The 15,652-nt window shown below is 32.0% G+C and carries 18 protein-coding genes; 11 read left to right on the forward strand and 7 right to left on the reverse strand.

Annotated elements, in window-relative coordinates:
- Positions 1-18: 18 nt before the first annotated feature.
- The gene (locus BUB42_RS06790; RefSeq protein ID WP_073018484.1) at positions 19-1,248 is read right to left on the reverse strand and encodes an HD domain-containing protein; all 1,230 of its coding nucleotides are present in this window, start codon (positions 1,246-1,248) and stop codon (positions 19-21) included.
- 380 nt (positions 1,249-1,628) lie between these two features.
- On the opposite strand from BUB42_RS06790, the gene porX reads away from it, so the two are divergent.
- The 5 genes from porX (at position 1,629) to BUB42_RS06815 (ending at position 5,854) form a co-directional block, all read left to right on the forward strand.
- Entirely contained in the window at positions 1,629-3,182 is a 1,554-nt protein-coding gene (gene porX / locus BUB42_RS06795) for a T9SS response regulator signal transducer PorX (RefSeq protein WP_073018486.1), read from the forward strand.
- A 78-nt stretch (positions 3,183-3,260) separates the two neighbouring features.
- Positions 3,261-3,668, forward strand: a complete 408-nt coding sequence (gene tsaE, locus BUB42_RS06800; protein ID WP_073018496.1) for a tRNA (adenosine(37)-N6)-threonylcarbamoyltransferase complex ATPase subunit type 1 TsaE — start codon at positions 3,261-3,263, stop codon at positions 3,666-3,668.
- Positions 3,669-3,680: 12 nt separating this feature from the next.
- Positions 3,681-4,166, forward strand: coding sequence for a GNAT family N-acetyltransferase (locus tag BUB42_RS06805; protein ID WP_073018498.1), 486 nt, complete (start codon positions 3,681-3,683; stop codon positions 4,164-4,166).
- Between the two features lie 77 nt (positions 4,167-4,243).
- Positions 4,244-5,443, forward strand: a complete 1,200-nt coding sequence (locus tag BUB42_RS06810) for an alanine dehydrogenase (RefSeq protein ID WP_073018499.1) — start codon at positions 4,244-4,246, stop codon at positions 5,441-5,443.
- 36 nt (positions 5,444-5,479) lie between these two features.
- Positions 5,480-5,854 carry a DUF4258 domain-containing protein gene (locus tag BUB42_RS06815; RefSeq protein WP_073018501.1) on the forward strand — a complete coding sequence of 125 codons (375 nt, stop codon included), beginning with the start codon at positions 5,480-5,482 and terminating at the stop codon, positions 5,852-5,854.
- 168 nt (positions 5,855-6,022) lie between these two features.
- Here the strand turns inward: BUB42_RS06815 and ung are convergent, their stop codons facing one another.
- The 3 genes from ung to BUB42_RS06830 are packed head-to-tail and all read right to left on the reverse strand — an operon-like array spanning position 6,023 to position 7,353.
- A complete protein-coding gene (gene ung / locus BUB42_RS06820) occupies positions 6,023-6,703 on the reverse strand; it encodes a uracil-DNA glycosylase (protein WP_073018503.1) in 681 nt (226 codons plus the stop codon).
- Between the two features lies 1 nt (position 6,704).
- Positions 6,705-7,070, reverse strand: a complete 366-nt coding sequence (locus BUB42_RS06825) for a HepT-like ribonuclease domain-containing protein (RefSeq protein ID WP_073018505.1) — start codon at positions 7,068-7,070, stop codon at positions 6,705-6,707.
- Positions 7,063-7,353: a nucleotidyltransferase family protein gene (locus BUB42_RS06830; RefSeq protein ID WP_073018507.1), complete on the reverse strand. Its 291-nt coding sequence runs from the start codon at positions 7,351-7,353 to the stop codon at positions 7,063-7,065. The genes BUB42_RS06825 and BUB42_RS06830 overlap by 8 nt, the downstream gene beginning before the upstream one ends.
- Before the next feature lie 81 nt (positions 7,354-7,434).
- On the opposite strand from BUB42_RS06830, the gene BUB42_RS06835 reads away from it, so the two are divergent.
- The 4 genes from BUB42_RS06835 (at position 7,435) to BUB42_RS16820 (ending at position 10,999) form a co-directional block, all read left to right on the forward strand.
- Entirely contained in the window at positions 7,435-9,600 is a 2,166-nt protein-coding gene (locus BUB42_RS06835; protein WP_073018509.1) for an endonuclease MutS2, read from the forward strand.
- Between the two features lie 157 nt (positions 9,601-9,757).
- Positions 9,758-10,063: a GIY-YIG nuclease family protein gene (locus BUB42_RS06840; RefSeq protein WP_073018511.1), complete on the forward strand. Its 306-nt coding sequence runs from the start codon at positions 9,758-9,760 to the stop codon at positions 10,061-10,063.
- A 309-nt stretch (positions 10,064-10,372) separates the two neighbouring features.
- A complete protein-coding gene (locus BUB42_RS06845) occupies positions 10,373-10,789 on the forward strand; it encodes a thiol-disulfide oxidoreductase DCC family protein (RefSeq protein WP_073018783.1) in 417 nt (138 codons plus the stop codon).
- A gap of 78 nt (positions 10,790-10,867) precedes the next feature.
- On the forward strand, positions 10,868-10,999 hold the full coding sequence (locus tag BUB42_RS16820) for a hypothetical protein (RefSeq protein ID WP_262987400.1): 132 nt from the start codon (positions 10,868-10,870) through the stop codon (positions 10,997-10,999).
- A 60-nt stretch (positions 11,000-11,059) separates the two neighbouring features.
- On the opposite strand, the gene ettA is transcribed toward BUB42_RS16820, so the two are convergent.
- The 3 genes from ettA to holA form a co-directional block, all read right to left on the reverse strand.
- The gene (gene ettA / locus BUB42_RS06850) at positions 11,060-12,754 is read right to left on the reverse strand and encodes an energy-dependent translational throttle protein EttA (RefSeq protein ID WP_073018513.1); all 1,695 of its coding nucleotides are present in this window, start codon (positions 12,752-12,754) and stop codon (positions 11,060-11,062) included.
- 42 nt (positions 12,755-12,796) lie between these two features.
- Positions 12,797-12,979 (reverse strand): CAL67264 family membrane protein, encoded by a 183-nt coding sequence (locus BUB42_RS06855; RefSeq protein WP_073018515.1) that lies wholly within the window; start codon positions 12,977-12,979, stop codon positions 12,797-12,799.
- 73 nt (positions 12,980-13,052) lie between these two features.
- Positions 13,053-14,057 carry a DNA polymerase III subunit delta gene (holA, locus tag BUB42_RS06860; protein ID WP_073018527.1) on the reverse strand — a complete coding sequence of 335 codons (1,005 nt, stop codon included), beginning with the start codon at positions 14,055-14,057 and terminating at the stop codon, positions 13,053-13,055.
- Positions 14,058-14,140: 83 nt separating this feature from the next.
- On the opposite strand from holA, the gene BUB42_RS06865 reads away from it, so the two are divergent.
- Both BUB42_RS06865 and BUB42_RS06870 read left to right on the forward strand, forming a co-directional pair.
- A complete protein-coding gene (locus tag BUB42_RS06865) occupies positions 14,141-14,590 on the forward strand; it encodes a type I restriction enzyme HsdR N-terminal domain-containing protein (protein WP_073018529.1) in 450 nt (149 codons plus the stop codon).
- Positions 14,591-14,602: 12 nt separating this feature from the next.
- Positions 14,603-15,595, forward strand: a complete 993-nt coding sequence (locus BUB42_RS06870) for a glycosyltransferase family 2 protein (RefSeq protein WP_073018530.1) — start codon at positions 14,603-14,605, stop codon at positions 15,593-15,595.
- Positions 15,596-15,652: the final 57 nt, after the last annotated feature.

The raw sequence follows: 15,652 nt of genomic DNA on the forward strand, positions 1-15,652 counted from the left end.
TAGATTTTAAATGGTTTTTTATAACAGTTGTTTTGGAAAACAGATATAATACTTGGTCACTAATTTAGATAATGATTTTAAATTGAGCTGATCAGACGATTCAATTACGTCTTCAACTGTGCAGTCTTTTCTTAGAATTTTGATCGAATCTGCTTCTTTGCTGTAAGCTTGATTTCTAATTTTACCTTTAAAAATGAAATAACTTGTGTCGATTAAAGAAATATTATTTTCCATGGCAAAACGCTCTTTTAATGGTTGCAACTCCTCATTTAAAATTTTTTCGTTGGTTAGTTTTATTTTCATCAAATCTCTGTTAACAATCATTTTGCTGAGGGAAGAAAGTATAAAATCTTCATGTCTTTGCCAAGATTTTAAAGCTCCGATAATATCAAAATCATCTAGCTGTGCGAATAAGTCTAAAGTTGCAGCATCAAAAGTAGCAATCGTTACTTTATTTTGCATAAAAAACAATAGTGGCTCACTGCAGGGTAATTGAATACCTTTTAGAATAAGCTCTTTGGCGCGTTTTAAAATTTTCATCAAAATTAACTCGGCTACTAAACTTGTTTTGTGTAAATAAACCTGCCAGTACATCAATCTACGGGACATTAAAAACTTTTCTACTGAATAAATTCCCTTTTCTTCAATAACTAAATAGTCATCAATCACATTCATCATTTGAATTAATCGCTCCGAATTTACATTTCCTTCGGCAACTCCAGAGTAAAAACTATCGCGTTTTAAATAATCCATTCGATCCATGTCTAACTGACTTGAAATCAATTGTAGCATGAATTTCCTATTGTAATCGCCCTTAAAAACTTGAATGGCTAAACTTAATTGTCCATTAAATTCAATATTTAATTGATTCATAAACAAAAGCGATATTTCTTCATGATGAACGTCTTCAACGATACTTTTTTCCATTGCGTGTGAAAATGGTCCATGTCCAATATCATGCAATAAAATAGCAATATACAAAGCATTTTCCTCTTCAATGGAAATAATTGTTCCTTTAAAACGTAAAACGTCAACCGCTTTTTGCATCAAGTGCAGACAGCCCAAAGCATGATGAAAACGTGTATGATTTGCGCCAGGATAAACTAAATAGGACAATCCCATTTGAGATATTCGGCGTAATCGCTGAAAATACGGATGCTGAATTAAATCATAAATTAGCGCATTTGGGATCGTGATAAATCCATAAATAGGATCATTAAAGATTTTAAGCTTATTAATTTGACTCACTTTAATTTAAATTTAGGTCAACAAATATAGGAATTTAGATTGTAAAAGGGAATTCTTCACAAAACCATGTACGTTTAAAAGTTGTTTTGATAGAATAGTTTTAATGGGATTATTCGAATTTCAAAACACCATATTTTTTACCACTCTTATTTATTGATTTGTGATTGTGATTACATTATTTTTTCAAAAAAAATATATTTTCCAGCTTCACTTAAATGATGTTCGAGCAGTTATCGAAATTTTTTATAAAAAAATGAAAAGTCAGCCTTTTTTAAAGTTTTATATGTTAAAACATTAGCATAATATTAGCAGCTAAACAATACAAAAAATGTAATTTGGCACTTTGATTTTTTAGAGAAAAACGCATGATTTTATAACTTATGGATAAAATAAATATACTTTGGGTAGATGATGAAATCGACCTTTTGAAACCACATATATTGTTTCTGGAAAAGAAAAATTACGAAGTTACCACTTGTAACAACGGATTGGACGCAATCACAATTTTTGAGGAAAATAATTTTGATATCGTGTTTTTAGATGAAAACATGCCTGGAATGAGCGGCTTAGAAACTTTATCGGAAATGAAGGAGAAAAAATCCTCCATTCCTATGATTATGATTACAAAGAGCGAAGAGGAATTTATCATGGAGGAAGCCATAGGTTCTAAAATTGCCGATTATTTGATCAAACCCGTGAATCCAAATCAAATTTTGTTAAGTTTGAAGAAAAACTTAGATCACTCAAGATTAATTTCTCAGAAAACAACTTTAGATTACCAAAAGGAGTTTAGAAAAATCACGATGGAAATGGCACAAGTCAATTCTTACGATGATTGGATTGAAATGTACAAAAAATTAATTTTCTGGGAGTTGGAACTCGAAAATATTGACGATCAAAGTATGGTTGAAATTCTCGAATCTCAGAAAGCCGAAGCAAATTCACAGTTTGGTAAATTTATAGAACGTAATTATGAGGATTGGTTTGCACCAAAAGCAGATAAACCCGTTCAATCTCACACTTTATTTAAAGAATTAGTTGTTCCAGAACTCAAGAAAAAAGATAGACCTGTTTTATTTGTCGTTATTGACAATCTAAGGTATGATCAATGGAAAGCTTTTGAAAATGTTGTGGGCAATTATTATAAACTAGAAAAGGAGGTTCCGTATTATTCTATATTACCAACCGCTACTCAATATGCTAGAAATGCAATTTTCTCTGGTTTAATGCCATTGGAAATGGAAAAACAGTTTCCACAATACTGGAAAAATGACCCCGAAGAAGGTGGAAAAAATTTATTTGAAGCTGAGTTTTTAACAGCTCAATTAAAACGTTTAGGATTAAACATTAAGCAAGACTATTTTAAAATTACAAATCTTGCTGGTGGTAAAAAGTTGGTGGAAGGATTTAAAGCCTTAAAAAACAATGACTTGGTTACCGTTGTGTATAATTTTGTCGATATGCTTTCTCACGCCAAAACTGAAATGGATGTCGTGAAGGAGCTAGCATCCGATGACAAAGCTTATCGATCGCTAACGTTGAGTTGGTTTAAAAATTCTCCACTTTTAGAAATTATTCAGCAAGCTCAAAAAATGGGTTTTAAATTGATTCTAACTACCGATCACGGAACAATAAATGTGAAAAATCCATCTAAAGTAGTGGGTGACAAAAACACTAGTTTAAATTTAAGATACAAAACTGGTCGTAGTTTAACCTATGAACAAAAAGATGTTTACGCTGAAAAAGAACCAAAAAATATAGGTTTACCGTCAATAAATATGAGTAGTTCTTATATTTTTGCAAAAAATGATTTGTTTTTGGCTTACGTCAATAATTACAATCATTATGCTAGTTACTATAAAAATACATACCAGCATGGCGGAATTTCATTAGAGGAAATGATTATCCCGTTTCTTATATTTAGTCCGAAATAAATTTAAAACTAAAATTTAGTAAGTTTTATAACGAATCAACATCATTACTTGCTATACTCGAAAATAAAACAAAAAATGATGGAAATCAATTTTTCATTGCAACAATTAGAAGAAGTTGCAGAAAAAATTATCGCTCAAAATCCAAATAAGGTAATTCTTTTTCATGGCGAAATGGGAGTTGGCAAAACAACTCTAATCAAACAATTGTGTAAAAGTCTTGGAGTTATTGGGGCAACAAGTAGTCCCACTTTTTCATTAGTAAATGAATATGAAACAGCAACAAATCAACTTGTTTATCATTTTGATTTTTATAGGCTAAACAATGAAATTGAGGCTTTAGATATGGGAATAGACGATTATTTATACTCTGGAAATTGGTGTTTTATTGAATGGGCAGAGAAAATTCCAAATTTGATTCCTGAATCTCATTCGTTGATTACAATTTCGTTACTTGCAGATGATAAACGTCTTTTAAAATTGAATTAGTTTGTAGTATTTATGAGCACAGAAAATAAAGTCGAGATTATTCCTTTTACAATTGAACTAAAAGATCATATTAAAATATTGAATTTAGAATGGTTAGAAAAGCATTTTAAAGTGGAACCAAAAGATCAAATCGTTTTATCAAATCCGCAAACTGAGATCATCGATAAAGGTGGATTTATTTATTATGCTAAATATGGTAACCAAATAGTAGGCACTTTTTCATTATTAAAAATGGATCAAACCACGTTTGAACTAAGTAAAATGGCCGTCACAACTACTGTACAGGGTTTAGGAATTGGAAAAAAGTTGATGGCTCATTGCTTGGCTGTTGCCAAAGAAAAAGAAATAAAAAAATTGATTTTGTATTCGAACCGAAGTTTAAAATCGGCGCTTCATCTCTACAAAACATTTGGATTTGTAGAAGTAGCTTTAGAAAGTGGAATTTATGAAAGAGCCGATATTAAAATGGAAATAGCTTTAAATACTTTTCATAATTAGAAAGTTGCGTAGCTAAAAAAACTACTTGATTATTATTTAAAACTTTTATGTAAATTAGTCCTCAAAATTTGAACCAAATGTCTATCACCAATACACCATTTACCAAGCAACAGTTATTACCTCAAGAAGAAAAATTAGAAATTACAAGAAAAAGAAGTAACCTTTTCATTGGAATTCCAAAGGAGATAAGCCACCAAGAGCGACGTATTTGCCTAACTCCTGATGCTGTAAATTTACTAACTTATCATGGACACAGGGTTATGATTGAGGCTGGTGCGGGTTTAAGTTCAAGCTATTTAGATAAAGAATACTCCGAAGCTGGTGCCGAAATCACTAATGATACCAAAAAAGTTTTTAGTTGTCCAATGATTTTGAAAGTCGAGCCAGCAACTACTTTCGAAATTGAAATGATGAATCCTCAAACTATCTTAATTTCAGCAATTCAAATAAAAACTCGAACAAAATGTTACTTTGAAGCATTAGCTAAAAAGAAAATTACAGCCTTAGCTTTTGAATACATTAAAGATGAAGATGGTACTTATCCCGCTGTCAAATCATTAAGTGAAATTGCTGGAACGGCATCCATTCTTATTGCAGCGGAGTTGATGATTACTAATGAATTTGGAAAAGGACTTTTATTTGGAAATATTACCGGAGTTCCACCTACTGATGTTGTAATTTTAGGAGCAGGAACTGTTGGAGAATTTGCTGCAAAAACTGCCATTGGTCTTGGCGCAAGCGTAAAGGTTTTTGATAATTCAATAACAAAATTGCGTCGTTTGCAAAATAATTTAAACCAACGAATTTTCACTTCTACAATCCAACCTAAATCGTTATTAAAAGCCTTACGACGCTGCGATGTGGCTATAGGCGCGATGCGCGGCAAAGAACGTTGTCCGGTGATTGTTACTGAAACAATGGTGGAACACATGAAAAAAGGAGCTGTGATTGTTGATGTAAGTATTGACACTGGAGGTTGTTTTGAAACAAGCGAAGTGACTTCTCATGAGAAACCCACTTTTATCAAAAACAACGTTTTACATTATTGTGTGCCTAATATTCCGTCACGATATTCTAAAACTGCTTCACTTTCGATAAGCAATATAATCTCTCCTTACCTAATGCATATTGCTGATAATGGCGGAATTGAAACGGCGATTCGATTTGATACAGGATTAAAACATGGAATATATATGTATCACGGCATACTGACCAATTCCGCCATCGGTGAGTGGTTTGACTTACCCAACAACGACATAAATTTATTAGTTTTTTAAGAAAACTTTCTGCTACCTTTGCAAAAAATAAAATTCATGAAGTTTTTCCATCGTTTTGCTTATTATTTAGTGGGTTTAGTAATCGGAGTGTTTTTTGTGGCAATGATTTTTAGCGGAAAAGATACGCGATGTAATTATTTTCCTAATTCTAGAGTTTTAAATGATTTAAGAAATAAACCTTTCTATTATTCTGATAAAGCTTCGTTCATTTTAGCAGAAAAATGGATTGATACCGCTGATATTAAAAATTCTCTACAGTTTGGTGACGTTGATTTTGATAAAAGTAATATCGAACTAAAGAAAGGAAAACTTTATATCATTGAAGGCAAAACTCTTAAAAATCAAGAAGTGATATTGAAAGTAATTAACTATTCTGATAGAGCCGTATTAGAAGATATTATTAAAAAATAATAGCTTAAAATCAGACTTAATTTATTTAGGGCGTGACCCTTCGTAAAAACTACGGGTCGTGCTATCCGTTCCCACTTTTTTTTAAAGGCTTTTTCAGCCTCTAAAAAAAGAGCTCCACTTCTATCACTCACGCAAAACCTTTGAGTAGAAAAACTATTCAACCCAATTTCATTTTACGGATTCCCAATCTATAGTTTCAATCCCATTCTGCAATAAATAATTATTTGTTTTACTAAAGTGATTGTTTCCAAACCATTTTCCCTGATTAGCACTTAACGGCGAAGGATGTCCACATTCAAGAACTAAATGCTTTTTTCTATCAATTTTAAGTCCTTTTTTATGTGCAAAATTTCCCCAAAGTAGAAAAACAATATGTTCTTTTTCATCCGAAATTTTTTGAATTACAGCATCTGTAAAAACATTCCACTTTAAATGTTTGTGACTATTCGCTTTATCTTTTTGAACGGTTAATGATGCATTTAGCAATAAAACTCCTTGTTTAGCCCATGGATCTAGATTTCCTGATGTTGGTATAAAAATAGTGCCTAAATCACCACCCATTTCCCGAAATATATTTCGCAACGACGGTGGTATTTTAATTCCATCATTCACAGAAAAACACAAACCATTTGCTTCTCCAGCGCCGTGATACGGATCTTGACCTATAATTACAACTTTAATATCAGCGAAATTGCAGGAATTTAGCGCCGCAAAAATAAGTTCTTTAGCAGGATAGCAAATATTGGCGTTATATTCTTGATCAACCTCTTTTATCACATTTTGAAAATAAGTTTTTTCAATTTCTTTTGATAAAATTGATTGCCAGTTGGAACTGAGGGTAAGTTGCATTTTACTTAAATTTATCTAATTCAGTTCGCAATGCTTGCTCTAACTGTGGTAATTTACTGTTGCATATTTCGTAAACAATTTCATAATCTAACATTTCATAATGATGTGAAATAAAATCTCTAAAGCGAATCATTTTACTCCACTCTATTTCTGGATAATTCGATTCTAATAAATTATGTTTTCTTGAAATATTTTTTAAACTTTCACCAATAGCTTGCAACCTTGTAACTATTGAATCTAGTAATATTTGACCATATTCTGTGTCTTTGAAATCATTCGCACTTCCAATTTTACTAAATCGATCGCGACAAACTTGTGTGTGCTGTAAAATAATTTCCAACGAATATTTATAAACATCGTCATACATATATCAATTCATTTTTAATAATATTGTAAAAACGTTCTGAAACATGCGGTCCCTTTCGCACGATTTCAATTTTAGAATTTAATTTATTTTCTAAATAAGCATATAAACCGATTAAAAGGCTGTAAGATGGTTCTTTAAATTCTACTAAAAAATCAACATCACTTTCTGCGTTTTCAAGTCCTTTTGCATAGGATCCAAATAAAGCAATTGTTTCAACTCCAAATTTTTCTTTTAGAAATTGCTTATCTAATTGCAAACAGTTAATTATTTCATCTTTTTTCATCTAACAAATATAAATATTAATTATTTTAGATTATTACGACTTAACAAGTTTGTAACTTTGTGTAAAATTCTATACTACTAAATGATATCCATTACCGAAAAAACATTACAAGATTTACAATTTCCAACAGTTCTCGAAACGCTTTCAAATATTTGCAATACCGATATTGGAAAGCAAAAAGCGCTAGAAATAATTCCTTTTAAAGATAAAGAAACTTTGATGAAGGGGCTTATGCAAACATCAGAATATTTGTCTTCTTTCCAAAATAACAATGCTATTCCTAATCATGGCTTTGATGCAATCAGTCATGAGATTCGATTTTTAGCAATTGAAGACAGCTTTCTTGAAGTGGGGAGTTTCAGAAAAATTGCTTCACTTTCGTCATCGGTGAATTTCTTACTGACTTATTTTAAAAAGTTTGAAGACTATTATCCAAATCTACATTCAAGAGCTTTACAAGTTGAATTTACTAAAGATATTGTGTTAATGATTGATGATATTGTTGACAAATATGGAGAGATAAAAGACAATGCCTCTCCTGATTTATTGAACACTCGCCGAAACATGAATACTGTGCGAGGAAAAGTAAATCAAAGTTTTGGAACAGCATTAACGCAGTACAACGCCTTAGGATATTTAGACGACATCAAGGAAAGTTTTGTGCAAAACCGAAGAGTTCTAGCAGTACTATCTATGTATCGCAGGAAGGTGAAAGGATCAATATTAGGAAGTTCTAAAACGGGCAGCATTGCTTATATCGAGCCAGAAGCTACTTTAAACTATTCAAGAGAATTAAGCAATTTAGAGTACGAAGAAAAAGAGGAAATCACACGGATTTTAAAGCAATTAACAAATAGTATTCGACCTTTTTTACCTTTACTTATTCAATACCAAGATTTCCTGAGTGATATTGATGTTATTGCTGCTAAAGCTAAATACGCCAATAGAATTAATGGAATTTTGCCTACTATTACTGAAAATCGTCGCCTCTATTTTAGAGATGCCTTCCATCCTATTTTGTTTTTAAACAATAAGGAGAAAAATGAAATTACGCATCCACAAACGATAGAATTAGATCAGGAAAATCGAATTATTGTAATTTCTGGCCCCAACGCAGGTGGGAAAACAATATCGTTGAAAACCGTTGGATTATTACAATTGATGTTACAATCAGGTATGTTAATTCCAGTACATGAGCGCAGTGAAACGTTTTTATTTGATCGAATTCTTACTGATATTGGTGACAACCAATCGATAGAAAATCATTTAAGTACGTACAGTTACCGGTTGAAAAATATGAACTATTTTTTGAAAAAATGTAATAGTAAAACGATGTTTTTAATTGATGAATTTGGTACAGGATCTGATCCTGAGCTAGGTGGTGCTCTTGCCGAAATTTTCTTGGAAGAATTCTATCATCGAGAAGCCTTTGGAATTATAACGACGCATTATTCGAACTTAAAAATTTTGGCAAATGAACTCCCTTTTGCTACCAACGCAAATATGTTGTTTGATGAAAAAACCTTAGAGCCTTTATATAAATTAATCTTAGGTCAAGCGGGAAGTTCATTTACGTTTGAAGTTGCTTTGAAAAATGGAATTCCGTTCAGCTTAATTAATCGAGCGAAGAAGAAAATTGAAGTTGGAAAAGTACGATTTGACAAAACTATTGCAACACTTCAAAAAGAACGCTCGAAACTGGAAAAAACGTCACAAACGCTAAAGGAAGAGGAAACAAAAGCACGTGAAGAAGGTAAAAAAATGGAAACGATCAATGTAAAAATCAAGCAAAAACTGGAGAGTTACCAGGAATTATATGATAGCAATCAGAAAACGATTTACATTGGTCAAAAAATAGAAGATATTTCTGAAAAGTATTTCAATAATAAAAATAAAAAAGAACTGCTAGGCGAATTCTTAAAAATAATCGAAATCGAAAATTCTAAACGTAGAAAAGCTACGGTAAAAGAAACAAAAGCGATAATTGAAAAGAAAAAAGAAGTAATTGAAGAAGTTACTGTTCAGGTTGAAGAAATTAGGAAAGAAAAGAAAGAGAAAAAATTAAAAGTGGTTATTGAAAAAACAAAACCAATATTAAAAATTGGCGATCGCGTACGAATGTTTGATGGGAAAGCAGTTGGAACAATTGACAATATCGAAAAAAATAAAGCAACAGTAAATTATGGCGTTTTTACCTCCAAAGTAAGTTTAGAGGCGCTCGAATTTGTAGAAGCTGGCAAGAAGTAGTGCAAGTCACAGCGAGATATAAATCTCTATATAATAATTGCGAGGAACGAACCAATCATACTAAAATAAACACTAATTAAGCAGCTAATTTGAGCAAAAAAATGAGAACCTAAGTGAGATTGCGATGTACATCGCGTTAACCCTTTAAACGAAAACTATGAAACCAGGATTTATTTACATTATCACTAATAAATACCAAACAGTAGTTTGTACAGGTGTCACTTCAAATCTGCCGCGAAGAATTATAAATCATAAGGAAAATAAATATCCCAATTCATTTTCTGCACGTTACAATGTCAATATTTTAGTTTACTACGAACAATTTCAATCTATTGGTGATGCAGTTACAAGAGAAAAACAAATAAAAGCAGGTTCGAGAGAATTTAAAAATAATTTAGTAGGTTCAGTAAATCCTGCTTGGAAAGATTTATTTGAAGATATTAAAGATATTATGACCGAGTAAAGTTATTGAGACGAACGAAACATTAGCAGTAAAACTAGTGCAAGATGAGCAATAAAATTGATCAAAATAGTTGGTAAAAAATTAAGTGATCTCCTTGAACAACAAATTGGGTAACAAGAGCTAGAACATAATTAAACAGAAAATTTTGCTGAATAATCGAACAAGTATATTTAGCGACAGTAGTGCGTAATGGAGGTGAACAACTAAGCAAGATTGCTTTGCTCCTTGCAAGGACAAAACAGTAAAATTGCTATGATGCTTAAAATGAATTCAAATACGAGTGCTTCATCGCCTGAAATGATAAGAAAAATGGAAAACTTACCTAAAGACAAAAAAGTAATATTATTTGATGGCGTCTGTAATCTTTGTGATTTAGCTGTGCAGGTTATTATTAAACACGATAAGAAAGATGTATTTAGATTTGTTGCATTGCAGTCTGATTTAGGTCAAAGAATAATTAAACATCTTGGAATAGATACTCAAAAAACAGATAGCATCATTCTGTATCAGCCTGGTTTTGCCTACTTTTATAAATCAGAAGCGGCTTTAGAAATTGCAAAAGATTTAGGTGGAATCTATTATTTTGCTTCCTTATTCTCTATTCTACCCGATTCTTTTAACAATGCTGTTTACGATTATATAGCAAGAAATAGATACAAATGGTATGGTAAAAAAGACAACTGTTTGATTCCAACTCCAGAATTACAAGATAAATTTTTATCGTAAAAATTCGGTTATGATAATTATCATGTCTTTTAATTATCAACACCTTTATATTTGACAAAACTTAAAAGGCAATTAAATATGAAAGACACAACACTTTTTTCTTGGGATAACGGAACAATTATAATGGTAATCGTATTTAGTTTGGTAATCATAGGAATTGTTTCCGCAGTTTTTATTATGATGAATTCTGATAAAAAAACAAAAAAATAGCGCAAAAAAAGAGGATGCCCAGTTGGACATCCTCTTGTTGCTGTCAATTTATTAGAAAAATTAGCTTCTGATTAATTTTTTATATTTTAACCTTTTTGGAGTTAAATCACCACCCAAACGTTTCTTTTTATTTTCTTCATATTCAGAGAAACCACCTTCAAAACAATATACTTCAGAATTTCCTTCGAAAGCTAAAATATGCGTACAAATTCTATCTAAGAACCATCTATCGTGAGAAATTACCACCGCACAACCAGCAAAACTTTCTAAACCTTCCTCAAGTGCACGCAGCGTATTTATGTCTAAGTCATTTGTTGGCTCATCCAGTAATAAAACGTTTCCTTCTTCTTTCAAAGTCATTGCAAGGTGCAAACGGTTGCGTTCTCCACCAGAAAGTGCCGATACTTTCTTGTTTTGCTCGCCACCCCCAAAATTAAAACGAGACAAATAAGCACGTGAATTTACTTGCTTTCCTCCCATCATAATTAGTTCTTGACCATCAGCGAAATTCTCCCAAATTGATTTATCAGGATTAATATTGGAATGCGCTTGATCCACATACGCAATTTTTACGGTATCGCCAATTGAAAATTCACCTGAATCAGGTTTCTCTTCACCCATTATCATTTTGAAAATAGTTGATTTACCAGCACCATTAGGTCCTATGATTCCAACAATTCCCGCTTGTGGTAACGTGAAATTCAAATTATCATATAATAATTTTTCGCCAAAACCTTTAGCTACGTTTTTAGCTTCAATAACATTAGTTCCTAAACGTGGCCCGTTAGGAATGTAAATTTCCAGATTTTCATCTAGTTGCTTCTGATCTTCGTTTAAAAGCTTGTCATAGTTTTGCAAACGCGCTTTTTGCTTCGTTTGTCGTCCTTTAGCTCCTTGACGAACCCAGTCTAACTCCCTTTCTAAGTTTTTTCTACGTTTTGAAGCTACTTTTTCTTCAAGTGCCATTCTACTTGACTTTTGATCTAGCCAAGAACTGTAGTTTCCTTTCCAAGGAATACCTTCACCTCTATCTAATTCTAGAATCCAACCCGCAACATTATCTAAGAAATATCTATCGTGCGTCACTGCAATTACAGTTCCAGCGTATTGTGCTAAATGCTGTTCCAGCCATAAAACACTCTCGGCATCCAAGTGATTCGTGGGTTCATCTAATAACAAAACGTCAGGTTGTTGCAATAACAAACGACATAAAGCTACGCGACGACGCTCTCCTCCTGATAAATTTTTAATAGGAGTATCTGCCTCTGGAGTACGCAACGCATCCATTGCAATTTCGAGTTTAGTGTCAATTTCCCAAGCTCCAAGAGCGTCAATTTTATCTTGTAAAAGTGCTTGACGGTCCATCAATTGATCCATCTTATCTGGATTTTCATAAACTTCAGGAAGTCCAAAACTATCATTAATTTTATTGAACTCATCTAAAACGGCCATTGTTTCAGCAACTCCTTCTCGCACAATTTCGATTACTGTTTTAGTATCATCTAGTAAAGGTTCTTGTTCTAAATATCCTACCGTGTAATTTGGTGCAAAAACTACATCGCCTTGGTAGTTTTTATCAACGCCGGCTATAATTTTTAATAAAGAGGATTTTCCAGAGCCATTCAAACCCAAAATTCCAATTTTAGCTCCATAAAAAAAACTTAAATAAATATTTTTAAGAACTGGTTTATCAGCTCCTGGGTAGGTTTTACTCAATTTAGACATTGAGAATATTACTTTCTTATCGTCTGCCATTTTTTTTAAATTAAAATTTATTAATATTATTTGCTATATTTTTTAAAGTCGGCCCTTAAGCGAACTAAATACCCACGCATTTGCCAAAAACCCAACGCCAACTGCGGCAAATCCCCATCCTGAAACGTCTCTGTAGCGAAAAGCTCCCAAACCTATTAAGAGCAATCCCATCAAAATCATTATTAGAGTTGCCCAGCCTAAAATAGTGTTTTTATTCGTTCCCATAATTGTGGTTTCTAATTATCAAGCTCATTCTAAAATTTTGAATCAGTTTGCAAATATCGGTAATTTTTATCCTTTAATTAAATATTTTATAAAGCATTTCTCGTAATAAATCAGATTGTGAAAGAGCATTAGCACCTACTCCTTTACTTTTTACATCAATATCTCTTAATGCAGCAACTATTTGGCTCACTTTTTTCATAGGAAAATTTTTTAATGCAACATCGTATTCTTTCAAAAAGAATGGATTTACTCCCAACATCGCAGCTACATTTTTAGGATTTTTGTCCTTTAATCCATGATATTTTAAAAGTTGGATAAAAAAGCCAAAAACTAAACTGGTAGTTACCACCATTGGATTATCTTTCGGATTTTGAGCAAAATTTTCAGCTATGGTGTATGCTTTTAATTGGTTTCGTTCACCAAGGGCTTTTCTTAACTCAAATACGTTAAAATCCTTGCTAAATCCTATATTTTCTTCAATATCTTTAGGAGTTATGTTACTGCCAACGGGCAATATAATTTGCAGTTTTTCAAGTTCGTTATTTATCTTACTCAAGTCTGTGCCTAAAAATTCAACTAACATAGCATTGGCTTTAGGTTCGATTGTGTATTTTTTGCCTGCTAAAACTCGCTTGATCCAGTCGCCAACTTGATTTTCGTATAATTTTTTACTTTCGAATACCACTCCGTTTTTAGCGATTAGTTTCGTTACTTTTTTTCTTTTATCAAGCGTTTTATATTTATAACAAAAAACTAAAACAGTTGAAGGAACTGGATTTTCGGCGTAAGTTTCTAATTTCTCTATAGTTCGAGTTAAATCCTGCGCTTCTTTGACAATTACAACTTGGCGCTCGGCCATCATAGGATAACGCTTTGCTGTAGAAATAATATCTTCAATTGTCACATCGCGTCCATATAAAACTGATTGGTTGAATCCTTTTTCCTCTTCGCTAAGCACATTTTTTTCAATATAATCGCATAACTTATCAATATAATACGGTTCCTCTCCCATCAATAAATAGATAGGTTTGATATTACCCGTCTTAATGTCATTTACAATTTTTAAAACCTCGTCCATGGAATTTTATTATATTTTATTTGCGATTTTCAATTTGGTATTTGAAAACTATAATCTTTCAACTTATTTAATACTTTTGTTTAATGCAGCAACTCAATTTTCCAACCTATCAATTTCGTTTCAAAAATAGCGAAAATAAAGTGGCTATTTTTGACGAAATTAGGAAAAAATTTATCATCCTAACTCCTGAGGAATGGGTCAGGCAACACGTGATTCGATTTTTACTTACAGAAAAAAAATATCCAAAATCACTTATTAATGTTGAAAAAGTATTAAAAGTCAATGGCTTGCGCAAAAGGTACGATGTTGTAGTTTTTAATCCTGATGGTTCCATTTTTATTTTAATCGAATGCAAAGCTCCCGAAATTAAAGTTTCGCAATCAACTTTTGATCAAATTGCACGCTACAATATGACTATGAAAGCACAATATTTAATGGTAACTAATGGATTGAATCATTACTTTTGCCAAATGGATTTTGAAAATGAAAAGTATCTGTTTCTTGCCGAACTTCCACTTTATCAAGTACTATAATTAAATCTTAAAATGAAAATAGCAGTTGTAATACTAAATTGGAATGGAATTTTGTTGTTGGAGAAATTTCTACCATCTATTGTTCAAAACTCGCCAGAAGCCATAATTTACGTCGCTGATAATGCTTCTACAGATGATTCGATATCGTTTATTAAAACATTTTTCCCTGCTATAAAAATAATAAAAAACAGTAGTAACCTTGGTTTTGCAAATGGTTACAACGAGGCATTAAAAAGTGTTGATGCTGAACTATATGCACTAGTAAATTCAGATATTGAAGTTACTGAAAATTGGCTAAAGCCAATTATAAAAACTTTTGAAAACGAACCAAACACAGCAATTATACAACCAAAGATTTTAGATTATAAACGCAAAGATTACTTTGAATACGCAGGGGCAGCTGGCGGTTTTATTGATCAATATGGATATCCGTATTGCAGAGGACGGATTTTTGATACTTTAGAGAAAGATAATGGACAGTACGACGATAATACCGAAATATTTTGGGCTTCGGGAGCATGCTTTTTTATTAGAAGTTTAGTTTACAAAGAACTAAATGGTTTTGATGGCGAATTTTTTGCACATCAAGAAGAAATAGATTTATGTTGGCGCGCCATAAATGAAGGATATATAATTAAGTACAACTCGCAATCTGTTGTTTTTCATGTGGGTGGAGCTACTTTGCAACATGGAAATCCAACAAAGACTTTTCTTAATTTTCGAAATTCTCTATTGATGTTAACTAAAAATCTCCCTAAAGAGAAAGTTTTTACAATTCTTTTTATCAGAATGATTTTGGATGGGGTTGCTGGGTTTAAATTTTTGTTAAAGGGTAAACTAAAACATTGTATGGCTGTACTGAGAGCACATTGGTCTTTTTACGGTTTATTTAATGATTGTTATAAAAAACGAAATAAATTTCAAAAGTCTGATTATTACAATGCGAAAAGCATCGTTTTCCAGTATTATATTAAAGCTGGCAAGGTTTTTGAAAAACCATTTTAACAAATTATTATTATTAAAACAACTATTTAAAACTATTTTTGTAATTCACTTAAAATT

Source organism: Flavobacterium micromati (assembly GCF_900129585.1).
Taxonomy (GTDB): domain Bacteria; phylum Bacteroidota; class Bacteroidia; order Flavobacteriales; family Flavobacteriaceae; genus Flavobacterium; species Flavobacterium micromati.